22 protein-coding genes are annotated in these 24,708 nt (G+C 60.7%); 14 read left to right on the top strand and 8 right to left on the bottom strand.

Annotated elements, in window-relative coordinates; all coding sequences use genetic code 11:
* Positions 1-139 precede the first annotated feature (139 nt).
* The 8 genes from AC3B5Q_RS10100 to AC3B5Q_RS10065 all read left to right on the top strand — a co-directional run bounded on the left by AC3B5Q_RS10100 (position 140) and on the right by AC3B5Q_RS10065 (position 8,176).
* On the top strand, positions 140-361 hold the full coding sequence (locus AC3B5Q_RS10100; protein WP_488393069.1) for a hypothetical protein: 222 nt from the start codon (positions 140-142) through the stop codon (positions 359-361).
* 397 nt (positions 362-758) lie between these two features.
* The gene (locus AC3B5Q_RS10095) at positions 759-944 is read left to right on the top strand and encodes a hypothetical protein (RefSeq protein ID WP_103469814.1); all 186 of its coding nucleotides are present in this window, start codon (positions 759-761) and stop codon (positions 942-944) included.
* Positions 945-1,424: 480 nt separating this feature from the next.
* On the top strand, positions 1,425-2,120 hold the full coding sequence (locus AC3B5Q_RS10090) for a 3-oxoacid CoA-transferase subunit A (RefSeq protein WP_103469815.1): 696 nt from the start codon (positions 1,425-1,427) through the stop codon (positions 2,118-2,120).
* An 8-nt stretch (positions 2,121-2,128) separates the two neighbouring features.
* Complete coding sequence (locus AC3B5Q_RS10085) at positions 2,129-2,770, top strand: 3-oxoacid CoA-transferase subunit B (RefSeq protein ID WP_021782175.1); 642 nt, start codon at positions 2,129-2,131, stop codon at positions 2,768-2,770.
* A 428-nt stretch (positions 2,771-3,198) separates the two neighbouring features.
* Positions 3,199-4,653: a TrkH family potassium uptake protein gene (locus AC3B5Q_RS10080; protein WP_101196153.1), complete on the top strand. Its 1,455-nt coding sequence runs from the start codon at positions 3,199-3,201 to the stop codon at positions 4,651-4,653.
* A 104-nt stretch (positions 4,654-4,757) separates the two neighbouring features.
* Complete coding sequence (locus AC3B5Q_RS10075; RefSeq protein ID WP_488393068.1) at positions 4,758-5,708, top strand: TAXI family TRAP transporter solute-binding subunit; 951 nt, start codon at positions 4,758-4,760, stop codon at positions 5,706-5,708.
* Between the two features lie 27 nt (positions 5,709-5,735).
* Positions 5,736-7,763, top strand: a complete 2,028-nt coding sequence (locus AC3B5Q_RS10070) for a TRAP transporter permease (protein WP_103444850.1) — start codon at positions 5,736-5,738, stop codon at positions 7,761-7,763.
* Positions 7,760-8,176, top strand: coding sequence for a DUF1850 domain-containing protein (locus AC3B5Q_RS10065; RefSeq protein ID WP_021782171.1), 417 nt, complete (start codon positions 7,760-7,762; stop codon positions 8,174-8,176). Before AC3B5Q_RS10070 ends, AC3B5Q_RS10065 begins: the two co-directional genes overlap by 4 nt.
* A gap of 27 nt (positions 8,177-8,203) precedes the next feature.
* Here AC3B5Q_RS10065 and AC3B5Q_RS10060 read toward each other — a convergent pair whose 3' ends face one another.
* Positions 8,204-10,177 carry a BCCT family transporter gene (locus AC3B5Q_RS10060; RefSeq protein ID WP_021782170.1) on the bottom strand — a complete coding sequence of 658 codons (1,974 nt, stop codon included), beginning with the start codon at positions 10,175-10,177 and terminating at the stop codon, positions 8,204-8,206.
* A 303-nt stretch (positions 10,178-10,480) separates the two neighbouring features.
* Here AC3B5Q_RS10060 and nhaA point away from each other — a divergent pair, with 303 nt between their 5' ends.
* From nhaA to AC3B5Q_RS10045, 3 genes are all read left to right on the top strand, one after another.
* Positions 10,481-11,842, top strand: a complete 1,362-nt coding sequence (gene nhaA / locus AC3B5Q_RS10055) for a Na+/H+ antiporter NhaA (protein WP_021782169.1) — start codon at positions 10,481-10,483, stop codon at positions 11,840-11,842.
* Positions 11,843-11,980: 138 nt separating this feature from the next.
* On the top strand, positions 11,981-13,342 hold the full coding sequence (locus AC3B5Q_RS10050) for a chloride channel protein (protein WP_031322022.1): 1,362 nt from the start codon (positions 11,981-11,983) through the stop codon (positions 13,340-13,342).
* 352 nt (positions 13,343-13,694) lie between these two features.
* Positions 13,695-14,906 carry a tyrosine-type recombinase/integrase gene (locus tag AC3B5Q_RS10045; protein ID WP_104883814.1) on the top strand — a complete coding sequence of 404 codons (1,212 nt, stop codon included), beginning with the start codon at positions 13,695-13,697 and terminating at the stop codon, positions 14,904-14,906.
* Positions 14,907-15,111: 205 nt separating this feature from the next.
* Here the strand turns inward: AC3B5Q_RS10045 and aroE are convergent, their stop codons facing one another.
* From aroE to AC3B5Q_RS10020, 5 genes are read right to left on the bottom strand one after another with little or no spacing between them, the layout of a single operon-like run.
* Positions 15,112-15,930, bottom strand: a complete 819-nt coding sequence (gene aroE, locus AC3B5Q_RS10040; RefSeq protein WP_441253257.1) for a shikimate dehydrogenase — start codon at positions 15,928-15,930, stop codon at positions 15,112-15,114.
* Positions 15,927-17,159: a CaiB/BaiF CoA transferase family protein gene (locus AC3B5Q_RS10035; protein ID WP_104883813.1), complete on the bottom strand. Its 1,233-nt coding sequence runs from the start codon at positions 17,157-17,159 to the stop codon at positions 15,927-15,929. Before AC3B5Q_RS10035 ends, aroE begins: the two co-directional genes overlap by 4 nt.
* On the bottom strand, positions 17,156-17,611 hold the full coding sequence (locus AC3B5Q_RS10030) for a MaoC family dehydratase (RefSeq protein ID WP_104883812.1): 456 nt from the start codon (positions 17,609-17,611) through the stop codon (positions 17,156-17,158). Before AC3B5Q_RS10030 ends, AC3B5Q_RS10035 begins: the two co-directional genes overlap by 4 nt.
* Positions 17,612-17,621: 10 nt before the next feature.
* On the bottom strand, positions 17,622-18,008 hold the full coding sequence (locus AC3B5Q_RS10025) for a VOC family protein (protein WP_104883811.1): 387 nt from the start codon (positions 18,006-18,008) through the stop codon (positions 17,622-17,624).
* On the bottom strand, positions 18,005-18,955 hold the full coding sequence (locus AC3B5Q_RS10020; protein WP_441253258.1) for a ketopantoate reductase family protein: 951 nt from the start codon (positions 18,953-18,955) through the stop codon (positions 18,005-18,007). The genes AC3B5Q_RS10025 and AC3B5Q_RS10020 overlap by 4 nt, the downstream gene beginning before the upstream one ends.
* Positions 18,956-19,044: 89 nt before the next feature.
* On the opposite strand from AC3B5Q_RS10020, the gene AC3B5Q_RS10015 reads away from it, so the two are divergent.
* Complete coding sequence (locus AC3B5Q_RS10015; RefSeq protein WP_441253259.1) at positions 19,045-19,953, top strand: LysR family transcriptional regulator; 909 nt, start codon at positions 19,045-19,047, stop codon at positions 19,951-19,953.
* Here AC3B5Q_RS10015 and AC3B5Q_RS10010 read toward each other — a convergent pair.
* Together AC3B5Q_RS10010 and AC3B5Q_RS10005 are read right to left on the bottom strand one after the other, a co-directional pair.
* Positions 19,942-20,808 carry a sugar phosphate isomerase/epimerase family protein gene (locus AC3B5Q_RS10010; RefSeq protein WP_104883808.1) on the bottom strand — a complete coding sequence of 289 codons (867 nt, stop codon included), beginning with the start codon at positions 20,806-20,808 and terminating at the stop codon, positions 19,942-19,944. The two genes, AC3B5Q_RS10015 and AC3B5Q_RS10010, sit on opposite strands and share 12 nt — an antisense overlap.
* A gap of 66 nt (positions 20,809-20,874) precedes the next feature.
* On the bottom strand, positions 20,875-22,239 hold the full coding sequence (locus AC3B5Q_RS10005) for an MFS transporter (RefSeq protein ID WP_104883807.1): 1,365 nt from the start codon (positions 22,237-22,239) through the stop codon (positions 20,875-20,877).
* Positions 22,240-22,455: 216 nt separating this feature from the next.
* Here AC3B5Q_RS10005 and AC3B5Q_RS10000 point away from each other — a divergent pair, with 216 nt between their 5' ends.
* Positions 22,456-23,241, top strand: a complete 786-nt coding sequence (locus tag AC3B5Q_RS10000; RefSeq protein ID WP_104883806.1) for an IclR family transcriptional regulator — start codon at positions 22,456-22,458, stop codon at positions 23,239-23,241.
* A gap of 74 nt (positions 23,242-23,315) precedes the next feature.
* The gene (locus AC3B5Q_RS09995) at positions 23,316-24,701 is read left to right on the top strand and encodes an MFS transporter (RefSeq protein ID WP_488393125.1); all 1,386 of its coding nucleotides are present in this window, start codon (positions 23,316-23,318) and stop codon (positions 24,699-24,701) included.
* Positions 24,702-24,708 lie beyond the last annotated feature (7 nt).

Here is a 24,708-nt window from a genome sequence, read left to right as displayed (position 1 = left end):
CCACGTTTTTTGTGGACAGAATTCCCAGCGTAAAGAACGACTTATCGCACAAGCAGAAATGCCGAATCGGCCAACTTGAGCCGCTCGATCCGCTCCTGCCTTGAGAATGACGTGCACCTACCACTGATTCAGCAGTGCAATGAAAATGATTACCGGCCATTTGCCAATAGATTGGGCCCGTCGCTTGAAATGGACGGGCCGCGCAGGGAAAACGCAGTTGAACTCAGCTTGGCGGAATGGTGCCAAGAATACCAATCAGAATCGTCAGCAGCAGAAAACCACCCAGGAACAGCGCCAGCTTGCCCATTGGAACCTCTACAGTTGTGATGCGGGAATGGGCATATTGTCGAGCTTGGGCTGATACGGTTACAGATTCAGGTTTATGGAAAAAAAGCGGATCAGATGCGATGCGCGGATGCCGCCGGGCTGGATTCAGCCGCAGTGGTTGACGCTGAGCACGTGTCGCCGCGGGCCGGCAATTGATACACGAAGTTTCTAATCATGCCTCCAGCTTTGCGCAGTACCTGCGTTCAGTGTGCTGCCTCTCGGAAGCGCCTGAACCCAGCCAATACGGTAGATTGAGCTTACTTGGGAGGACACGATCTGAAACACGGTTTGTAGGATTGTTTACCGCAATCTGTAGGAAATGACGTGGCAATGAGTCTTACCTGTATGAAACATCAGTTTCTCAGGCAAATTCGAGCTGCTACGGTCCATTTTTCCTACAACGGCACGGAAGCCTACAGCGTGAGAAATGCATGGACTCGTTCAAAACCTCTGCACTAAAGCTGCAGAAGAATCTGCTAGACCTGCGCGTTGAGTGTGATCGTCTGAGAGGTGAAGGCAAGGACAAGGAGGCGGATCAACTCGCTGGGCCGATCGCGCGGCTTGAGGCGGCTATTCGGCAATTGCCGGATAGCCTGAAGCCCGACACCTTGCAGTGACCTGAGCACGCAACTGTCCTGCTCCACGGGCTGGCTTGCCCATCACCTTGCAGGAGCAGTCTTGCGCAGCGAAGAGGCCAGTAAGGCAATCGACTGTATTAGGCAGTTATCGCTTCTTCGCAGCGCAAGATAGCTTCTTGAACCGAGCTGGCGTCGGGTCATCTACCCCCGTCAGAACAACTTGATCGTATAACCCATGATCAAGCGGTCCTCATCTATATCTGCCCGACAGTTGGAACGCGCCATCTGCTCGGCCAGGTGCTCCCACCACTCGGGTGCACATAGCCTCCAGAACTGCTCGCAGATCGCACAACAGTTCGATAATCGCACAAATTCAGCCAAACCCTCTCTACTGTTGCCCTATCTTGCGGCACGCTATAGCGAAAGTCAGCAAGCCAAATCACGTGCTGACAGGCCCATCGCTTCACGCGCTCCGGCCAGCCCGACAACCACAACTCCAGGAACAACCAGGAGCTCGCCTTGATCAATAAAACGTACGAGTCCATCGCCAGCGCGGTGGAAGGGATCACCGACGGTTCGACCATCATGGTCGGTGGCTTCGGCACGGCTGGCATGCCGTCCGAGCTGATCGATGGCCTCATTGCCACCGGTGCCCGCGACCTGACCATCATCAGCAACAACGCCGGCAACGGCGAGATCGGCCTGGCCGCCCTGCTCATGGCAGGTAGCGTGCGCAAAGTGGTCTGCTCGTTCCCGCGCCAGTCCGACTCCTACGTGTTCGACGAGCTGTACCGCGCCGGCAAGATCGAGCTGGAAGTGGTCCCGCAGGGCAACCTGGCCGAGCGTATCCGCGCCGCAGGCTCCGGCATTGGTGCGTTCTTCTCACCGACCGGCTACGGCACCCTGCTGGCCGAGGGCAAGGAAACCCGTGAGATCGACGGCCGCATGTACGTGCTGGAAATGCCGCTGCACGCCGACTTCGCACTGATCAAGGCGCACAAGGGTGACCGTTGGGGCAACCTGACCTACCGCAAGGCCGCCCGGAACTTCGGCCCGATCATGGCCATGGCCGCCAAGACCGCCATTGCCCAGGTCGACCAAGTCGTCGAACTTGGTGAACTGGACCCGGAACACATCATCACCCCGGGTATCTTCGTCCAGCGTGTGGTCGCCGTCACCGGTGCTGCCGTTTCTTCGATTGCCAAAGCTGTCTGAGGCCTGCCATGACCATCACCAAAAAGCTCTCCCGCACCGAGATGGCCCAACGCGTGGCCGCAGACATCCAGGAAGGCGCTTATGTAAACCTGGGCATCGGCGCACCGACCCTGGTGGCCAACTACCTGGGCGACAAGGAAGTGTTCCTGCACAGCGAGAACGGCCTGCTGGGCATGGGCCCAAGCCCTGCGCCGGGCGAGGAAGACGATGACCTGATCAACGCCGGCAAGCAGCACGTCACCCTGCTGACCGGTGGGGCCTTCTTCCACCATGCCGACTCGTTCTCGATGATGCGTGGCGGCCACCTGGACATCGCTGTACTGGGCGCCTTCCAGGTGTCGGTCAAGGGCGACCTGGCCAACTGGCACACCGGCGCCGAAGGTTCGATCCCGGCCGTAGGCGGCGCAATGGACCTGGCCACCGGCGCCCGCCAGGTGTTCGTGATGATGGACCACCTGACCAAGACCGGCGAAAGCAAGCTGGTGCCCGAGTGCACCTACCCGCTGACCGGCATTGCTTGCGTCAGCCGCATCTACACCGACCTGGCGGTGCTGGAAGTGACACCTGAAGGGCTGAAAGTGATCGAGATCTGCGCGGACATCGATTTTGACGAGCTGCAGAAACTCAGTGGCGTGCCTCTGATCATGTGATCCGGGCAGCCTTAGGCTCTTTACGAAAAGTCTTGAGACGCAGGTCAGGCAAGGCGAAAACAGCCGAGGAACGGCCGGGGTCGCGCCCGACTGTACTGGAGTACATGAGCATTCCGAGGCTGTTTTCAACGCAGCATGAACCAGTATCAAGGCATTTCGTACAGAGCCTAGGGCTTTCCATGCCCTCTGCGGCACTATCGATAGTGCCGCACAAGCGCCGCGAGCAGAGAGCAAGCGGTGCTTGAGGCCGCCCTTCCAGCCGCTTCGGAGCCGATAGACGAGAACGCTCGGAGAGGTCAACCCAATGAGCTATCGAGCAGGGGCCAGATAGCGGCGTAAAAAATCCCTCCCACGACTTTACGCCTTTTTTACTCGACATTACCGTAAAGCAGGCAATACTGCCGGCACTGTCCCAACGAGCTCCCTCAATGCCGCTTCCTGCATTGCGTTTCATCGCCTTCATTATTGGTGTATTCCTGATCACGTTGGCCGTCAGCATGGTGATTCCGATGCTGACGCTGCTGGTGTACGACCGCAGCGACGACCTCGGTGCATTCGTCTGGTCGAGCCTGATCGTTCTATGCGCCGGCCTGCTCATGGTAGCCCGCGGCGTCCCCGACACACCGCAACTGCGGACCAGGGATATGTATCTGCTCACGACGGCAAGCTGGGTCATCGTGTGCGCGTTTGCGGCGCTGCCGATGGTGTTCATTCGACACATCAGTTACACGGACGCGTTCTTCGAGACCATGTCGGGAATCACCACCACCGGCTCGACCGTGCTGACTGGCCTGGACAGTGCATCACCGGGGCTGCTGATATGGCGTTCCCTGCTGCACTGGCTGGGAGGCATTGGATTTATCGGCATGGCCGTGGCGATCCTGCCACTGCTGCGCGTGGGTGGCATGCGACTGTTCCAGACCGAGTCTTCGGATTGGTCTGACAAAGTGACGCCGCGCTCGCATGTGGCAGCCAAGATGATCCTGCTGGTCTACCTGGGCCTGACTGCATTGGGGACAGGGGCATTGTGGGCTGCCGGCATGACCCCGTTCGAAGCCATCAATCATTCGATGTCGCTGGTTTCAACCGGTGGTTTCTCTACCTCGGATGCCTCGCTGGGCCATTGGGAGCAGCCAGCGGTGCATTGGGTAGCGGTGGTCATCATGATACTCGGCAGCCTGCCCTTCACGCTGTATGTCGCCACGCTGCGTGGCCATCGAGGCATCCTGCTCAAGGACCATCAAGTTCGCGGTTTCATTGGTTTTCTCGTCTTCGTCTGGCTCACCGTCGGAACCTGGCTCTGCCTGCACAGCGATCTGGCCTGGTGGGATGCGTTTCGTATCGTTGCGGTGAATGTGACCTCGGTAGTAACCACAACAGGCGTTGCCGTGGGTGATTACACGCTCTGGGGCAGCTTCGCCATCATGCTGTTCTTTTACCTGACGTTTGTCGGCGGGTGCTCGGGCTCTACCGCTGGCGGTTTGAAAATATTCCGTTTCCAGGTGGCCGCTGCCTTGCTTGTCAGCAGCCTGAAACAGTTGATCCATCCACGGGCAACGATCTCGAAGAAATACAATGGGCACCCCATCGATGAAGAGATCGTTCGCTCACTGCTGACGTTCTCGTTCTTCTTCTCCGTCACCATCGCAATCATCGCCCTTGGCCTCTCCCTGATAGGGCTCGACTGGATGACGGCACTGAGTGGGGCTGCCACTGCCGTGTGCAACGTCGGTCCAGGCCTGGGCACGCTTATCGGCCCTGCAGGGAATTTCGCCTCCTTGCCGGACGCAGCGAAATGGTTATTGACGATCGGCATGCTGCTGGGACGGCTCGAAATCCTCACCGTTCTGGTACTGGTCTCGCCAGCCTTCTGGCGATTCTAAGGCGGAGGTCATCCAGCCAATCAGCCATAAAATTGGGCAGGGACGGCATATTCGTTCTAGGTTTACTGGCGCAGGAATAACAACAACAAGCGGAGAACGACGCCATGAACCGAGCCCTTCGCCTGGCATTGGCCAGCACCTTGTTTACTGTCTGTGCGGCTGCCCAGGCTGCACCGACCTTCATCAACATCCTCACAGGCGGTACCAGTGGTGTCTATTACCTGGTAGGCGTAGGCATTTCACAGATCTACAGCCACGGCATCGAGGGCAGCAAGACCACGGTGCAAGCCACCAAGGCCTCGGTAGAGAACCTCAACCTGTTGCAAGCCGGTCGAGGGGAGTTGGCATTCGCGTTGGGGGATTCGGTGGCAGATGCCTGGAAGGGCGATGCAGAGGCTGGATTCAAAACGCCCTTGAAGAAACTCCGCGCCATCGCCGGCACCTACCCGAACTACATCCAGATCGTCGCCAGCAAGGAGTCAGGGATCACCTCCCTGTCAGACCTCAAAGGCAAGCGTATCTCGGTTGGGGCACCCAAGTCCGGCACCGAACTGAATGCCCGCGCCATCTTCAAGGCCGCAGGGCTTACCTACCAGGACATGGGAAAAGTTGAATACCTGCCCTATGCGGAGTCCGTCGAACTGATCAAGAACCGTCAGCTTGACGCCACGCTGCAATCCTCAGGGCTCGGTCAAGCGGCTATCCGAGACCTGGCCGCGACCTTGCCGGTGGTGTTCGTGCCTATCCCTGCCGACGTGGTGACCCGCATTGGCAACAACGCCTACCAACCCGCCACCATTCCTGCCAACACCTATGATGGTCAGAATGCGGACGTATCAACGGCGGCCATCAACAACATCCTCGTCACCCGCGCCGACATCGGCGATGACCTGGCCTATCAGATGACCAAGCTGATATTCGAGAACCTTCCACGCCTGGTCACGGCCCACGCTGCAGCGAAGGATATCCAGCCGGAAAATGCCGCCAAGAACCTGCCCATTCCGCTGCATCCAGGAGCAGAGAGGTATTTCAAGGAGAAAGACCTGCTCCCCTGATGATATCCCCAAGCAATGGAGCAGCGTATGAGTGATACCGCGCAAGGTCTTCACGCCAGTACCGATCGCTGGCCTGCCGCGCTTTTTGCCGTGGCGCTGGTCTTTTCGGTTTTCCAGATCGCCACAGCGGCCTTCCCCCTGATTTCCACCCAAGTACTGCGTGCAGTACACGTGGGGTTCCTGTTGCTGGTGGTGTACCTGAGCTATTCATTCGCTGGCCACCGTCGGCCGTGGCAACCCCTTGCCTGGCTGCTGGGCCTTGCGGGAATGGCGACGGCTGCATACCAGTGGTACTTCGAAGGGGACCTGATTCAACGCTCCGGTGAGCTGACCACCAGTGACCTGATCGTGGGGCTGTTGCTTATTGGTTTGGTCTTTGAAGCCGCGCGGCGCGTGATGGGCATAGCGTTGCCCATCATTTGCGCGCTGTTTCTGGCCTATGGATTGCTTGGCCAATACTTGCCAGACGAACTCGCGCATCGAGGCTACGGCCTCGATCAGATCGTCAATCAGTTGGCATTCGGCACCGAAGGGCTGTATGGCACACCGACCTATGTCTCAGCCACCTACATTTACCTGTTCATCCTGTTCGGCGCATTTCTTGAGCAAGCGGGCATGATTCGTCTGTTCACCGATTTCGCCATGGGGCTGTTCGGCCATCGCAGCGGGGGGCCGGCCAAAGTGTCAGTGTTCTCCTCGGCACTGATGGGTACCATTACCGGCTCGGGGGTGGCCAACGTCGTCACCACCGGACAGTTCACCATTCCGCTGATGAAGCGCTTCGGCTACAAACCTGCATTTGCCGGTGGCGTCGAGGCGACCTCCAGCATGGGCAGCCAGTTGATGCCGCCAGTGATGGGCGCCGTGGCGTTCATCATGGCCGAGACGATCAACGTGCCCTACGCCGAGGTGGCGAAAGCCGCGCTCATCCCAGCGTTGCTGTACTTCGGCTCGGTCTACTGGATGGTCCACCTGGAGGCTCGGCGCAGCCATCTGCATGGCTTGCCTCGCGAACAGTGCCCGAGTGCCTGGGATGCGTTGCGACAACGTTGGTTCCTGCTCGTACCCCTGATGGTCTTGGTCGCGCTGTTGTTTTCCGGGCGAACGCCTTTGTACTCGGGAATGGTCGGCCTGGCCCTGACCGCCATCGTCATCCTTGGCTCGGCCATCATCCTGCGCGCTCAAAAAACCTGGCTACGCGCGGCTTTCTGGGTTGCACTCGGGATACTGTGTTCAGGTTTTTTCCGCATGGGGATCGGGGTGATCCTGATGGTCATTGCCGGCCTGGCCATTGCGTGCTGCTTCGTCCAGGGCGGTCGCGCCACCCTGCACGCATGCGTCATGGCCCTCGCGGAGGGTGCCCGTCATGCAGTGCCGGTGGGTATTGCCTGCGCGCTGGTCGGCGTCATTATCGGCGTCATCTCGCTGACCGGCCTGGCCACCACCTTTGCCGGATACATCCTTGACCTGGGACGCGACAACCTGTTCCTCTCGCTGGTGTTGACCATGCTCACCTGCCTGGTACTGGGTATGGGCATCCCGACCATCCCCAACTACATCATCACCAGCTCCATTGCCGCCCCGGCCCTGTTGGAACTCGGGGTTCCGCTGATCGTCTCGCACATGTTCGTGTTCTATTTCGGCATCCTGGCCGACCTGACGCCGCCCGTGGCATTGGCGTGCTTTGCAGCTGCCCCGATTGCCAAGGAAAAAGGCCTGTTGATCAGTTTCTGGGCGGTGCGCATTGCCTTGGCCGGTTTCGTTGTGCCCTTCATGGCGGTCTATGACCCGGCGTTGATGATGCAAGGTGAAGGCATGGGCAGCACGCTGTACATGGTGATCAAGGCGGCGTTCGCGGTTGCCCTTTGGGGATGTGCGTCGATCGGGCATTTGCGTGCCCCCATGCCCTGGTGGGAGCGCCTGCTGGCGTTCACTGCTGGCGTGTCATTGATACTTGCCCTGCCCATCAGCGATGAGGTCGGTTTTGTTTTGGGTGCGGCAGTGCTGGGTTGGCACTACTGGCGAAGCCGACCGGCCTCTGGACACCCCGCATGATCAGCCTTTGCGTTGGGCTGGCCGGTGTGGTGTGGGTCAGCCTGCCACTGCACGAATTTACCCTCGCGTGGCAGCACAGTATCGAAAAGGTCCGCTGGGAGGAGGATTACCAAGTGACCCCGGCGGGCCTGGTACTGGTAGAGGCACGGGTCAAAGGCAGCGGGGCCGGCATGGAGATTCCGGACGACGCTCAACTGCGCAACGGCACTTGGCACTATCGTCGTCATCTACCACCGCTGCAGCCCTTGCACGCCGGGCGAACGCCCGAGGCTGGCGACTATCAGGTCTGCACGACAACCGGGTGCCAGCCGCTGTCCCATTGGTTAGGACCGCCGAGCGAACGCATTGCTGCAGTAGACTTCTGGGCCTGTGAAAATCCGCCTTTGGACAGCAGGCGAACCGCCCTGCCCTGACTACGCCAGGGCAGGGCCGAATCCAGTTCAGCCCACCACGTGCAAGTATTGCAGGTGGCGTTCGTACTGATCCAGGATGTCACCAATCACATCGTCGCGGCTCCACCCCATGATGTCGTAGTCCTGGCCCCCTTCTCGCAGATGCACTTCCGCACGGAAATACTTGCGCGCATCGCCACCGTCTTCGGTGTCCTGCATGACGAAGCTTGGCGTATTGAAGGCCCGTGGCCGCACCTCGTAGAGGAAACGCCCTTCACCGGCATGGGAGAGCTCCAGGGATACCCGTCCATCATCGCGCTCATTCACGCTCACCTCGTAGCCTTGCTTACGCAGCTCCTGGGCGACCTCTTCGCAGGCAGGCCGCACCACCTCGGCGATAAAGCGGGTGACATGAACCCGGCGCGGCATCAATGCGATGTTACGCAGTCTCCGCTGCCAGCCGCCGTGTGGGTGACGGGTATGGCGTGGGCCTGGCAACGCTTGATTGCGCAACCCGCGGCGGGTCGCATCAAGACTCAGCGCCTTGAACAAGCCCCAAATCGCAACCAGCAAGATGACCGCGAACGGCAGAGCGCTCGCAATGGTCGCGGTCTGCAGCGCCTTGAGGCCGTTCGCCAGCAGCAACGCGATCGCCACTGCGCCGATGCAGATTGACCAGAAGATACGTTGCCACAGGGGTGAATGACCTTTTCCGGAGGAGGCGAGCATATCCACGACCAGCGCACCAGAGTCCGCCGAGGTCACAAAGAACACGACCACCATAAGCACCGCGACCAACGAAATGATGCTGGAGAACGGGAAATGCTCCAGGAAAGCAAACAAGGCGAGGGAACTGTCTTCACTGACCACAGTAGCCAGATCCTTTACACCATCGTTGAGGATCATATGGATTGCCGAGTCGCCGAACACCGTCATCCACAGCAAGGTGAAACCCGCCGGTACGAACAGTACGCCGCAGACGAATTCCCGGATGGTCCGCCCTCGCGAAATACGTGCGATGAACAAACCCACGAAGGGCGACCAGGACAACCACCAGCCCCAGTACAGCAAGGTCCAGCCACCGATCCAGTCGGTGGGCTCGTAAGCGTAGAGATTGAAGGTTTTATTGACGATGTCCGAAAGGTAGGCGCCGGTATTCTGTACATAGGTCTGCAGCAGGAACACCGTAGGCCCAAGCAGCAGCACGAACAGCATCAGAATCACCGCCAGGCTCAGGTTGAGCTCGGACAGGATGCGAATACCTTTGTCCAGGCCGCTGGCCACTGAAAGCGTCGCCAATGCACAGGTGGCGGTGATGAGGATGACTTGCACGGTGGTGTTTACCGGCAAACCGAACACATGATGAAACCCGCTGTTGATCTGCAATACCCCATAACCCAGCGAGGTCGCCACACCAAACACCGTACCGAGGATGGCAAAGACATCCACGGCATGCCCTATAGGGCCATAGATTCGCTCACCAATCAGCGGATAGAGTGCCGAACGCAAGGTCAACGGCAGGCCGTTGCGGAAACTGAAGTAGGCCAGGATCAGCGCGACGATGGCATAGATCGCCCAGGCATGCAGACCCCAGTGGAAAAAGGTGATTTTCATGGCTTCGCGCGCCGCGGCGACGGTGCCAGGATCGCCCACGGGCGGTGTGGAGAAATGCATGACCGGTTCGGCCACGCCGAAGAACATGAGGCCAATCCCCATACCTGCCGAGAACAGCATGGCAAACCAACTGCTCTTGCGGTAATCCGGCTCACTGTGGTCAGGGCCTAGCTTGATGTCGCCATAGCGGCTGACGGCCAGAAACACCACACTGATCAACACCAGCGCTACAACAAGAATGTAGAACCAGCTGGCATTGGTGATGATCCATCGCTGGACTTGCTCGAACAGTGTCTGGGCGTGCTCCTGAAATGCCGTGGCGTACAAGACCAGCAGAAAGATAAGTATCGCACTGGTGTAGAAAACGGGTGGGTTGAGGGTGCTCCTGGGTTTGGGGGCTGCAGTCATAGCGGCAGTTCTCCTTGCAAGGCGATGAGCACAGCGTGCCTGAGCACGACGATATTTACCAAGGCTAGCAGTTGGATAAATTCCCGTTTGCCAAGCCTCGTATGCTCGGAAATAACCACAAACCCTAACGTCTGCAGGAAAAAATCTCAAACCGACACGCCTTTGGAGTGAATGGTTTGGCGCTTTTTGTTCATCTGAGAGTGGTTATTCGGTAGACTAGCGGACGGGTGCCAGCTGCACGGTGCAGTGAGGCAGGTTAAAGAACAGCGCAGGTCGGGCCGCCATGCGGGAGCACCTGCGCCTATGCATAAAAAAGAATTACCTCGCGCCCAAGACCTGGCCGAGCGAGCCTTCGCCAACCTTGAACGCTTTTTGCACATTGAAGCGGTCAGCGGCATCGTTCTGTTGATTGCCGCAGTCGCTGCATTGATCTGGGCGAATTCCCCCGCTGCCGACAGTTATGAAGCCCTTTGGCATACGCCGTTGACGTTCGGCGTGGGCTCGCATGTCTATTCGCAGTCCCTGCACTTCTGGATCAATGATGGCTTGATGACCATCTTTTTCCTGGTCGTGGGCATGGAGATCCGCCGCGAGATCCACGAGGGCGCGCTGTCCAGCCTGCGCCAAGCCACGCTCCCCATGGCAGCCGCTGTCGGCGGCGTAGCCGTGCCTGCACTCCTCTACCTGAGTTTTGGTCACGCGCCAGCAGACCAACAAGGTTGGGCAGTGCCAACGGCGACGGATATCGCCTTTGCGGTGGGCGTACTGGCACTGCTCGGCAAGTCGATCCCGTCCAACGTACGTGTGTTTCTCCTCGCCCTGGCAATCATCGATGACATCATCGCAGTCCTGATCATCGCGTTTTTCTATTCAGGCGGCCTTGATTACACCGGTTTCGGCGTTGCACTGATCGGCCTGCTCATGGTGATCGGGCTTCAGAAGATCGGTGTGGGTTCAGCCTTCGCCTATGTCATTCCTGGCGCGATCGTCTGGCTGGGCATCTTGTTGACCGGCGCCCACCCGACTCTCGCAGGTGTTGTGCTAGGCCTGATGACACCTGTCACCGCAATGCCCATGCGTGAGCGCCCGCTGGATGCCATTACCCGCTTCACCGGCGAATTGCTGGGGCGCGCCAAGGCGCCTGAGCAAGATGCCAGCGACCTCATTGATCCTTTGAAACGGCTGCGCCTGGCCCAGCGCGAACTGCTGCCGCCGGTGGTGCGCATGCAAGGCACCCTGCACCCTTGGGTAGCCTACGGCATCATGCCCGTGTTTGCCTTGGCCAATGCCGGGGTAAGCCTTTCGGGTGTCGACCTGTCCGCTGAAGGCCCCCAGTGGGTCATGATCGCCGTCGCTGTCGCCCTGGTCGCAGGAAAGCCCTTGGGCATCGTCAGCGTCAGCTGGCTGATGGTCCGCCTGGGCTGGTGCGAGCTTCCCTCCGAGGTCAACTGGCGTAGCATCATGCTGGTCGGGCTGCTGGCCGGCATCGGTTTCACCATGTCGATCTTCATCGCCAACCTCGCTTTCGTCGACCCTGGCTCGCTCGGGGCAGCGAAACTCGGTGTGCTATCCGCATCATTGATCGCGGCCGTGCTGGGTTTGGCCTGGGGGATGTGGAGCATGCGCAAGGCAGCGCCTGCTACCAAAGCAAGTTCGGCCACCTAGCCACATTCTGGCACTGGCGGTCCGTTGCATGTGGGCAAACGGATCGCCACGCCTGGCACGACTACAACCTGTGTCGGGTAGGCCTGCCAGGGAAAACACGCCATACTCACCGCTTTCCAAGTCAGCCATGTGTGGACCATGCCCGAACCTACCCGTCCTGCACCTTCACTCTCCCGCCGTTCAAGCTGGCGAGAATGGCGTCAGCGACTGGCGTTCTGGATCGGGGCATTGCTGGTGGGGCTGGTTGCGCTGGCATTCGCCTGGCTTGCCGACGCGGCGTTCGCTTCGTTCAAGCGCTTGCTGGAATGGGCACCCTGGTCACCTCTTCTCATCACTCCGCTTGGTTTCGCGCTCCTGGCTTATCTGACGCAACGGTGGTTTGAAAACGCCAAGGGTAGCGGCATTCCCCAAGTCATAGCCGCCCTGGAAATGCCCTCTCGCCGCCTGCGCGCCCGATTACTCTCGCTCCCTGTGGCTGCCGCCCGCATGAGCCTGACGTTGGGCGCCCTGCTGGTCGGCGGTTCGGTTGGCCGGGAAGGCCCGACCGTCCACATCGGCGCCGCTGTGCTCTATTCCTTTGGCCGACGTTTAGGCCTGCACGGCCGGCGCACCATCGCTGGCCTGGTGCTCGCCGGAGGCGCCGCGGGTATTGCGGCAGCCTTCAATACACCGTTAGCGGGGGTAGTCTTTGCCATTGAGGAATTGAGCCGCACGTTCGAGCAACGTTTCAGCGGCTTGGTGCTCACTGCGGTGCTGATCGGTGGGGTCGTCACGCTGGGGCTGATGGGCCATTACGCCTATTTTGGAGAAATCAGCGGTCGAATGCCGGTGGGCTGGGGCTGGAGCGTCGTGCCTGCCTGTGCTGTGCTGGGCGGGCTGCTGGGTGGTTTTTACGCCAAGCTTGTGCTGCCCACCGACAAGGGCCTACTCGGCCGGGTCTGTACGTTACGCGGACGCTATCCGGTGCGCTTTGCTGCCATCTGTGGCTTGCTGCTGGCCACGTTGGGGCTCGTCTCTGGCAATCATGTATTCGGCACCGGGTACGAAGAAACGCGTGCGTTGCTGGAGGGGCAGCCAATCACGGACACAAGCTTTCTCCTGTGGAAGTTTCTGGCCAACGTCGCGTCCTATCTTTCCGGGATTCCTGGCGGGCTCTTTTCGCCTTCGCTGAGCATCGGCGCCGCCTTTGCGCCCCTGTTGAGCTTGCTGCCCGATGTTGATCCCCAGGCAGGCGCTCTACTTGGTATGGGCGCATACCTGGCCGGTGTGACACGCTCGCCACTGACCGCCTCGGTCATCGTGCTTGAACTGACACACAGCCCGGACCTGGCCATTCCCATGTTGGCAGCGACACTGATGGCGGCGGCCATCTCTGGATGGGTGTCTCCGGTCTCGCTTTACCATGCCTTGGCCAAGCAGATTACCGACAAGCTTCATGCTGCCGCGTCTTCTTCCACAGAACCCGCCGCTAGCCAAGCGAGCGCTACTGAAAAACCTTGAGCGGCACCAAGCCTGCCCTGCCAGAGGTTAACGGTAGTCAGGTAGCGGAACTGTCCGGGGGAGATGGGGCTCCCGATGGCGTTCCCATGGTCGGCTTTTCTATACCCCAAAAACGCAAAAAGCCCTGAATAATCAGGGCTTTGAATATGGCGGAAGCGTAGTCATTATCAGCCCATTTCCACTTCCGACCACCGGTATCCACTAACGGACGCCCGGACGCTCTACCGCGGCTTTTCTGGAGTACTTTTAGGGTTCAAAGTGTCTGGCCTGTTCCGCCGTGTTCCATCCGTATCCGGGTTGTGAGTGGGGGACCAAATGGGGGACCAGATTCAAAGCTCCGGAGACTTCCGCCATGCCCAAACTCACTGCAAAACTGCTTGAAAACCTTACCGACTTTGGCAAATACGACGATGGCGACGGCCTTCGTTTAGTCATTCGCAAGTCCGGAAAAGCTTGGGTCCTGCGCTACCAACTCGCAGGCAAACGTAAGGAAATCGGCTTGGGTCCGTACCCTCGTTACGGCTTAAAAGAGGCCCGCTCACGCGCCGACACTCATAGGGCGCTGATCCGCGAAGGTATAGACCCGTTGCTACATAGAGCCGAAGCACAACAGCAGGCTGAAGCTGCGCGGATTGCCCAAGAGAAGAGCCTGGAAAATACCTTCCGCACCTGCGCCCTGGACTACATCGAAACCCATCGTCCAGGCTGGAAAAATGCCAAGCATGCACAGCAGTGGACCAACACCCTGACCACATATGCATTCCCAGTCATTGGCGACAGCCCCGTGAATAGCGTGGATGTCGAAGGCGTCCTGAATGTGCTCAAGCCAATCTGGACCAAAGTACCTGAAACCGCTCGCCGGGTGCGCAACCGACTCGAACTGGTCCTGGATTACGCCAAAGCGAAGGACATGCGCCGTGGCGAGAATCCTGCCCGTTGGCGCGGCCATCTAGAGAAACTGCTGCCCTCTGGAAAGAGCCTAAGCAAGCATCGCCATCACCCGGCGATGCCCTGGCAAGAAGTACCGACGTTCATGCAACAAGTACGCACATTACCCGGTATCGGCCCACGTGTACTGGAGTTCATCATCCTCACTGCCGTCCGCACCAGCGAAGCGTTGAATGCCCGCTGGGAGGAGTTTGACCTCGGCACTGGGGTGTGGACTATTCCAGAAGAACGCATGAAAGCCGGCCTCGTCCATCGGGTCCCACTTACCCAACAGGCCGTCGCATTACTTAAATCCATGCAACACCCAAGTCGAGCCTTTGTCTTCGAGCATCATAAGCGTGGGCAGCCGGCGTCAAACATGATTGGCCTGATGCAGATGCGACGAATGGGGCAAGGTCACTTCACCGTGCATGGTTTTCGCTCTAGCTTTCGCGACTGGTGCGCCGAGTGCACCAGCGTCCCTCGCGAAGTTGCCGAGATGGCCCTTGCTCATGCCATCGAGAATCGCGTCGAAGCCGCCTACCGCCGCGGAGACCTATTCAACAAGCGCAAGGAGTTAATGCAGAAATGGGCGGACTACCTTGATAGACCGACCGATAAGGTCGGCTCTCAGTGACCGTTGCCCAACCACTTTCGCAAGCCCCATCGAAATTGGTCTGGAAGCGCTCCAGGCTGACGCTCAGCTCTTCGCTGAGCGCCCGCAGGTTGATATCAATTTAGTCCAGGGTGATGGTGCCTACTGCTCAGGGTCACGCTTGCCAAACATGTTGCGGTTGATGCCATGCAGGAGCACTCGCCTTGGTTGATTCACCGGCATGTACTTACTCCAGGGGTACGGTCAATCGATCGATGACTGGACGGGTTTGCGGTCGCACGCCGCGCCACCATTCAAAAGCCTCGGCCGCTTGCTCCACCAGCATGCCGACGCCGTCGGCCAGGTGTGCGGCGCCTGCTTCACGGGCCAGGCGCAAAAACGGCGTCAGGCCCTTGCCGTACGCCAGTTCATACGCCAGCAGCGCCTGGCTGAACACCGCACCAGTCAATGGCGGCAACTCGCCAGTAAGGCTGGCTGAGGTGGCGTTGATCACCACATCGAACACCTGCCCTGGCAATTGGTCATAGCCACAAACCTGCAGACAGGCGTCGCCTACTTCAGCAGCCAGGGCGCGGGCCTTGTCCAGGTCGCGGTTGGCCAGCACCAACCGCGCCGGGCCTGCGGACAAAAACGGCAGCAACGCACCCCGCACGGCACCACCGGCACCGAGCACCAATACCCGGCGCCCCCTCAGCGGCACCTGTAGGTTATGTTCGATGTCGCGCAGCAGGCCGATGCCATCGAAGTTTTCAGCAACTATTTGCCCGTCTTCGAATTTCAGCGCATTGGAGGCCTTGGCCAGGGTGGCGCGTTCACTGCGCACATCCGCCAGTTGATAGGCCTGCAGCTTGAAGGGTGCGGTGATGTTCATCCCGCGCCCACCGCTGTCGCGAAACCGTTGCACATCACCGACAAAATCCTCCAGCGCCCCTTCGATGGCGGCATAGGTCAGGTCCTGCTCCGTCACCTCGGCAAACAGTCCATGAATCAGCGGCGACTTGGTGTGGTTGATCGGCCGGCCGATCACTGCGTAGCGATCACTCATTGCACATCTCCTTGGGTAAACAGCACGCCATCGGCCTGCATTTCGGCAATTTCCGCAGCGCTGAAGCCCAGCGCCGTGGCCACCTGGGTGTTGTGCTCGCCCAAGCTCGGAGCCACCTGACCAACGGCTATATCACAATCGGAAAAACGGAACGGCAAGTTGGGCATACGGAGCGTGCCATAACGTGGATGCTCCTGTTCCAGCACCATGCCACGGGCCTTGATCTGCGGGTCAGCCAACACCTCGTCGATACGCTGCACCTTGGCGCTGGGCACGTCGATCTCATCAAGTAGCGAGAGAATCCTGGCCACAGGGTTGGCCGCCACCCAACGTTTGACCACCTCAAGGATCTCCAGGCGATGGGTGTTGCGGCCGTCCAGGCTGTGCAAGCGCGCGTCACTGCCAAAACCGACCGGTGCGCCATTGGCTTCCAGCATCAGCGCAAAGCGCCTCCAGGCATCGTCCACCTGGGCGGCGATCACCAGGTCGCCATCGGCGGCGCGAAACACCCCGTACAAAGTCGAAGTGGGCATGTCATGGCCAGTCTGCTCAGGCACCACGGTACCGCCAGACAGGGTGTAGCACTGCACCGCGTACTCGTGCATGGAGAACAAGGTGTCGTACAACGCCATGTCGATATGCTGGCCACGACCGCTGCTCACTCGGCCCAGTAGCGCGGCATTGATCGCCGCCACCGCGTGGATGCCGGTATACATGTCGCCCAGGGAGATACGCAGTAAGGGCGGCGCTTCACCCGGCGTGCCAACCATCTGCATGATCCCGCTCTTGGCCTCGGCGATCAGGCCAAAGCCGGCCCGGTGGGCGTCGGGCCCGGTGTGGCCGTAGGCGGAAATCGAGCAGTAGACCAGCTTGGGGTTGCGTGCCGACAGCTCGGCGTAACCCAGGCCGAGTTTATCCAGGGCGCCAGGGCGGTAATTTTCGATGAACACGTCGGCCGAGTCGCAGAGCTTGTGCATGAAGGCCTTGCCACGCGGGTCCTTCATGTTGACGCTGACGCCTTGCTTGCCCATGTTCAACTGCAGGAAGTAGCCACTCTGATACTCATCGAGGGTAAAGGCATGCTGACGACCAGCATCGCCGCTGCCAGGGCGCTCCACCTTGATCACTTCGGCGCCCAGGGCTGCCAGGCAGCGTCCCACATAGGGGCCCGCGAGAAAGTGGCTGTAGTCGATCACGCGCAGGCCGCTGAGCGGCAATGGCTGGCTCATGGCTGCACCCTGCGTGGGACCATCAGGCGGTGTTCGCCGCGTTGCACGACCTCGCCTTTCTGGTTGATCAGTTCCGAAGGCAGAACGACGATGCCCCAGCCCGGCTTGCTGTTGCTGGGGCGCATGCTGCCGACGCGAAACTTCACGTGCAGCACGTCATCGACCTTGATCGGCAACAGGAAATCCCAGGTCCAGCCCAGCGACATACCAGGCAGGAAGCGGTAGTCGCTCTGGGTCTTGAGGCCGTCGGCGATGCTCTGGCCAAACAACCCATGGGCCACCAGGCAGCCGAAATGGCTGGCGTTGGCGTAGGCTTCGTCCACATGCACGGGGGTGTGGTCGCCGGTCAGGTCGGCGTAGGCCAGGATGCGGGCCTTGGTGACGGTGTACTCGGGGCTGACGCATTCATCGCCCACCTGTGCATCGTCCCAGTATTTTTCAATGATGGTCATGGTCGGCAGCTCACGAACGCGGGTTGATGGCCAGTGCCTGGGCGACGCAGGCCACTGGCGAGGCTTGAATGAATTCCACGGCCAGCCCGTCGGGCAGGCGCAGCCAGTTACGGCCTTGGGGCATTTCACTGACATCGAACGTCCAGGCGGCGGCCAATGCCGCCTCCATGTCCTCGCACATCACCCCCAGGTGCGCCAGGCGCCCTTCCGGCCCGTCGAACTCGGGCGTGCTGATGAACTGCATGCCGCCCAGGGTCCAGTACTGGAAGGGCGCTTCGACGCTACCTTGCACTTCGCGCAGGGTCATGCCGAACACGTCATGGAAAAAGCGAATGTGCCAGTGGATGTCCTTCACCCAGATTGCGACGTGTTCCAGGTAGGCTTTGGGAATACTCACGCGTTGGCTTCCTCTTGTGGGTGGTCGGCCATGGCCCGCTCGATGCCCTTCATGCAGGCGACAAGCGTTGCATTGACCGGCGTGGGTACGCCGTGGCGCTGGCCCCAGCGCACGACCGCACCGTTGATGAACTCGATTTCAGTGACCGAGCCTTTTTCCAGGCTTTGCAACATGGAGGTCTTGAATGACGCCGGCAGGCCTTGGGATGCAAGGTTCCAGGCCGCGTCGGCGTGGGTCAGGCCCAAGCGCACGCCCGCCGCCGTTGCCACCGCGATGGCCTCCTCCACAGCCGCCAGGGCCGTCGCCTTGAGCAGCGGTTCGCTGTAGAGCTGCCCATAGGTGAGCCGGGTGATGCCGGTGAGTGCGCCGGTGGCGACGTTGATCAGCAGCTTGTCCCACATGGTGCCCAGAATGCTGTCGCTGACCGTGGTCGCCAGCCCGGCAGCGTTGAAGGCGTTGGCGATGGCCTGCACGCGGGGGGTGAGCGTGCCGTCGAGTTCGCCGATGTACGTGTGCTTGCCGGTGACGCCGGAGCGGATACATCCCGGCGCCAGCAGCACGCCACCGACGTACGTCTTGCCGGCCAACACCTGCGAGCGCCCCACGGCATCGGCCAGGATGTCCTCGTGGCCCAATCCATTCTGCAGCGACAGCACCAGCGTATGCGGGCCGACCAGGGCCATGGCGCCCGCTATCGCTTCGGCGGTGTGGAAGGACTTGACCAGCACCACCAGCAGATCGACCGGGCCGATTTCGGCGGGGTCGGTACTGGCCTGCACCTTCACCCTGCGCTCGCCGCGCTCGTCGTGAACGTTCAGACCATCCCGGTTCATCGCCTCGACGTGGGCTGCCGAACGGTTCAACAACCAGGTGTCGTGGCCGGCGTCGCTGAGGGTTGCGCCAATGGTGCAGCCAAGTGCGCCAGCGCCAAGAATGCAGATTTTCAAGAAACGCCCTCCTGTTTTCCGACACCTTAAGCACCCGCCGGATGTTGCGCGATACAATGAAGCCAATAGGTCTATTGAAATTCACAATAATGCCAAACACTCCAGCCCTGCCCGAACCCAAGCTGCTGCAACTGTTCGATGTGCTCTACAACACCCGTAGCGTGACCCGCGCGGCCGAACAACTGGGCCAAAGCCAACCGACCATCAGCATCTGGCTGGGCCGCCTGCGCGAGCAGTTGCACGACCCATTGTTCGTGCGCACGCCAACCGGCATGGCCCCTACGCCCCAAGCCGATGCGCTGATCGGGCCTTGCCGGGAAGTGCTGGAGTCGCTGCGCCGCCTGACCGCCTGGGAAATCGACTTCGTGCCTGGCACCGCGCAACGGCGCTTTCGCCTGTGTGTCAGCGACGCCAGCCACATCACCCTGCTACCCCGTGTGCTTGAGCACCTGCGCAAACATGCGCCCGGCATTCGCCTGGAGGCGGCACGTATCGATGGCAATACCGAGCGCGCGCTGGAGTCGGGCGAGGCGGACCTAGCGGTGGGGTTCGTCCCTTGGTTGGGCGGCGGCATGTACCAGCAGGTGCTGTTCCCCCAGGACTGGGTCTGCTTGAGCAGCAGCACCCACCCTCGCCTTGAGCAAGGGCTGGACCTGGCCAGCTACTGCGCCGAAGGGCATGTACAGGTCAGCGCCGGCACCGGGCAAAAACTGCTGGAGGCGGGCCTGGCACGCCAGGCCATCGAACGCCGGATCGTGCTTGAGTTGCCCGGCTTCCTGGGGCTGGGCGCGATCATTGGCACCACCGACCTGATCGCCACCCTGCCCCGCCACATCGGCGAAACCCTGGCCGCCATGCACCACCTCACGGTACACGACTGCCCGGTGGCCCTCGAAGGATTTTCAGTGAAGCAGCACTGGCATTCACGCTATCACCTGGACAGCGGCAACCGCTGGTTGCGGGGGGTCATGCTGGCGTTGTTCAAGTCAGCTCATTGAGGGCGACGCCGCCAGCTCGGTGCGCATAAAGGCGAGGCTCTTGGCGATCGCCTCTTCTTCCGTGCCATGGCCGGGGTGCAGGTAGTCGATCTCCAGCGCCAGAAGGCCGTTGAAACCATGGCCACGCAGCAACTGCAAGGTTCTTGGAATATCGATCAACCCTTCGCCCAGCGGCACGCTTGGCCAGAAACCAAAGTCGCGGGGGCTGCCAAGGAAGGCACAGATGTCCTTTATATGGGTGGCCTTGGCGTGGGGCGCCAGCATCTCGATGGCGAGCATGGGGTCCTCGAACATCCGCAAGTTATTGGCGGTGTCCAGGCATACACCCAGTGCCGGGCTGTCGACCGCTTCCAGCAGCTCCAGGACCTCGGCGGCGAGCAAGTCGACATGGTTCTCCATGGCCAGGACGATGCCCTGGTCAGCCGCGTAGGCAGCGGCTTCACGCAACAAAGGCACCAACTTCGATTTGTGCTCGCTCCAGGACGCTGGCCGGGTGCGTCGTCCACCCGCGCAGATGCGCATGACCTGCGCCCCCAAGGTCTTGGCGATATCGACGTTGCGCATAAGGTCCGGCAACGCTTCTGGCCGCTCGCCCGACCCCAGCCCATGCGGATGCCCCCAGGCCCAGACCAGCTCTAGCTGCGCGGCGTCCAGCAGGCCTCGCAGGCGTTGCAGGTTAAGCGGCGAACTGTCATCGAGCATGAACGACTCGATCGACACACCCTGCACGCCGTGGGCATGGGCCCGGGCCACGAAGTCATCGAGGCTCATCCGATGGTCCGGCGCTTGCTCCAGGTTGGGGTACACCTCGCCGAAATAGCGGTGATAACAGTAGGAGTCGATGGCGATTTTCATGATGGGATTCCTCTATTGCCGGGCGACCGGGGCACACGCCGCCGGTCGCTGCTGAAAAGTGATTGCTCAGGACCGAGGCGCTTTGGCCAGGACCTGACTGGAGGGCGCCGATGATTTCTGCTCGTGCCAGCCTTTGACGTAGGCAGCGAGCATGGCGAGGCCGATTGGAAGGGTGAGGAACATGAACAGGTGGCTGAAATCCCACTTCAAGCCCAACAACACTGCGCCCACGGAAGCCCCCAGGATGGCGCCGAAGCGGCCGATGCCGGTCATCCAACTGGTGCCGGTCGCGCGCATTTCGGTCGGGTAGTACGTAGCGGCCATGGCCGTCCAGCCGGTATTGGTGGACTGGATGCAGAAACCCAGGGCGAAGACCATCGCCATCAGGCCATAGAGCCCGGGCGACAAGTTGGCCAGCGAGAGCGTCATCACCGCCGCACCAATTAGCGTGCCGATCATGACCCGGTGCGGGTTGAAGCGATCCATTTCCCAACCGATGATGATGTTCCCGAGCGTTCCGCCGACCTGCATCATCGCCCCCACCAGCGCGGCATCCGCCAGGCTGAAGCCATCGTCCTTGACGATGATGGGCAGCCAGCTACTGAGGAAGTAGACCGTCAGCAGATTCATGAAAAGGCCTACCCAGAGCGCAACGGTAACCAGCCGATGCGACGAAGAAAGAATGAGTTTGATCGCGCCCTTGCCGACGTGTTCCTTCTCGGGCGTGATAAACCGGGTTTCGCCCGTCGCGCTGCCCGGCGCGACGGCATTGACGATGTTCAGCAGTTCGCTACGGCGCTCAGGCTTCATCGCGATGTACTTGGCCGACTCGGGCAGCACGAAGTACAGCAGCAAGGCAAACAGTATCGGCACCACGCCGCCCACCACCAGGATCGACTCCCAACCGTGGCTGGCGATCAGCGCATTGGCGAGGAACCCACCGCCTGCGGCACCGAGGGTGAAGCCGCAGTAGACCACCGTCACCATCAACGAACGGTACTTCTTGGGCGCGTATTCCGCGGCCAGCGTGGCGGCATTGGGCTGCGAGGCGCCAAGCCCCAGGCCGGTGAGAAAACGCAAGAGCGAGAGCACTTCCACGTTGGGCGACCAGGCCGAGAGCAGGCTCATCAGGCCAAAGGAGAAAATCGCGACGATGATCACGTTGCGCCGCCCGAAACGGTCAGCCAGAGGTCCGCCCATCAAGGCACCGATTGCCAGGCCGAACAGCCCCATGCTCATGACGATGCCCAACGCTTCCCGGGGGATGTTCCAGTCAGCGACCAGGGATGGCGCGATAAAGCCCATCGCCACGACGTCGAAGCCATCGAGAATGAGGACGGTGAGGCAAAGCAAAAGGATCTTCCACTGGAAGGGGCCGAAGGGCCGCGAGTCCAGGAAGGCCTGGATGTCCAACTGGCTGGAGGGTTTCATGGAGTGACTCCTACTTATTGTTGTGCGGGGTGCGATGCCTTCCCCCGAGGTGGATCATCGACCTCGCGCTGGGCGAGGTGTGCCCATCTTACATATTTGGAATACTATTCCAAGTGGAATAATGAACCATTTTTTCATAAACGCGTGGACTGTGCATCCAATTGGATTGCAATTCCATACGGCCCTAGAATGACGTTTTACGCTTTGGAGCTACCCATGCCCTCTTCAGTCCGCGACCGCGCCCTGTCGATTCTTGAACTGTTGGTCAAGCACGTCGCTGGTCTGCCCATGTCGGAGGTCGCTGACAAGCTCGGTATCCCGCGCACCGCGACCCATCGCCTGCTGGGCGAGCTCAAGGAAATGGGCTACGTGAAGCAGAACCCCTCGACGACCCATTACCTGCTCACGGTGAAACTCGCCTCACTGGGACTCACCTACCTGGCCTCCAGCGGCATCATCGATGCCACCCAGCCGCTGCTGGACGAACTGGCCCAGGAAACCGGCGAGCTGATCCGGCTCGCGGTCATTGAAGAAAACCAGTTGATTTGGGTCGCCAAGTCCCAGGGAGCCCGGAGCGGGCTGCGCTACGACCCGGATGCCGGTGCCGATGTCTACCTTCCGGCAACCGCCAATGGCCTGGCCTGGCTGGCCGCCGAGCCTGAAGAGCGAGCCCTGGAGCTGATTGCCGAACAGGGCATGGAGCGGGCACAAGGTATGGGCCCCAACGCACCACGCACCCTTCGCGAACTGATGGAGCGGATAGAAGAAACCCGCACCAGAGGCTATGGCGTGGTCCGCGACGTGTATGAGCCCGGCACCAGCGCCATTGCCACGGTCATCCGCCATGTGGACGATGGACGACCGATCGGCACGGTCAGCATCGCGGGGCCGTCCGTACGCATGACGCCCGAGAAGGTCGAAGCGGTCGCCCCTCTGCTGCAGGAGTACGCCAAGCGGCTGGCGGGGCTGAGCCTGGTCTCGCCCGCATTCAACAACCGCTGACCCCAATAAGGATCGCATCGGTGACATTTCCAACCACGCAAGCCCCCAGTGTCACGACCGAGACCGGCCTCAGCATGCAAACGCGCCTGATCGCCTGGGTGGTCGCGGTGACCTTCTTCATGGAGAACCTTGACGCAACGGTGATCGCGACCGCCCTGCCCACCATGGCCGCCGCCTTTGGCGTCACGCCGGTCGACCTGAACGTGGGGATCACCGCCTACATTCTCGCCGTGGCGGTCTTCATCCCCCTTTCAAGCTGGATAGCCGACCGGTTGGGAACGTGGCGAGTGTTCGCCGGCGCGATTGTCGTCTTCACCCTCGCCTCCTTGCTATGCGGGCTGAGCCAGAGCCTAGAGATGTTTGTAGCGGCACGCGTGCTCCAGGGCATCGGCGGCGCGCTGATGGTGCCCGTGGGACGCCTGGCGGTACTGCGCAACACCGACAAGAAAGACCTCGTCAAAATGATTGCAGTGATCACCTGGCCCGGCCTGGTCGCCCCCATTCTCGGCCCCTGGGTGGGCGGCCTGATCGTGACCCACGCCGCATGGCCGTGGATCTTCTACATCAACGTACCGCTGGGAGCCCTGGCGTTGCTCGCCGCGCTCTGGCTCATACCGGAGGGCCACGGGGAAAACGTACGAAAGTTCGATGGCAAGGGGTTCGTGCTGCTGGCAGGCGCCTGCACTGGGCTGCTATGGGGGCTGGAATGGCTCGGCAGCCCGGACGGCAATGCGTTGCTCTCCGGCTCCGGCCTGGTGCTTGCGGGCGCGCTGCTCGCCGTGTGGGCGGTGCATCACTGCCGTCACCACACCAACCCACTGTTGCCGCTCGGCACCCTGTCCATCACCACGTTCAGGGCCAGCATCCTGGGCGGATCGTTCTTTCGCCTGGCGATCAGCGCGCTGCCATTTCTGCTGCCGCTGTTGTTCCAGGTCGGCTTTGGGTTGTCTCCGGTTGACGCGGGGTTGCTGGTATTGGCCGTCTTCGCCGGCAACCTGGCGATGAAACCGTTCACGACCTCCATCATGCAACGCTACGGTTTTCGTAACGTCCTGCTGGTCAATGGCGTCATCGGCGTCATTTCGATTGTGGCCTGCGCCTTCTTCACAGCGCAAACGCCCTTCGCGCTGGTGGCGGCCGTGCTGTTTGCAGGTGGCCTGTCCCGCTCCATGCAGTTCACTTGCTACAACTCCGTGGGTTTTGCCGATATCCCCAAGGAACGCATGAGCGAGGCATCGGCGCTGTTCAGCCTGTTTTTCCAACTGTCGATGGGCCTGGGGGTGACAGCGGCCGCGTTGCTGCTACGCACCTCGATGTTCGTGCAAGGCCACGAGGCACAGGCCCAGGTCGCTGATTTTCGAGTCGCCTTCCTCGGCGTCGCGCTGCTGGGCCTTGCCGGGTTGATTGACGTGCTGCGGTTGCCCAAGGGTGCTGGGGAGAGTGTGTTGAAGCGTGGCTGAGGGAGAT

Source organism: Pseudomonas sp. D5(2026) (assembly GCF_057766845.1).
This window is presented reverse-complemented; position numbering and strand designations above follow the sequence as displayed.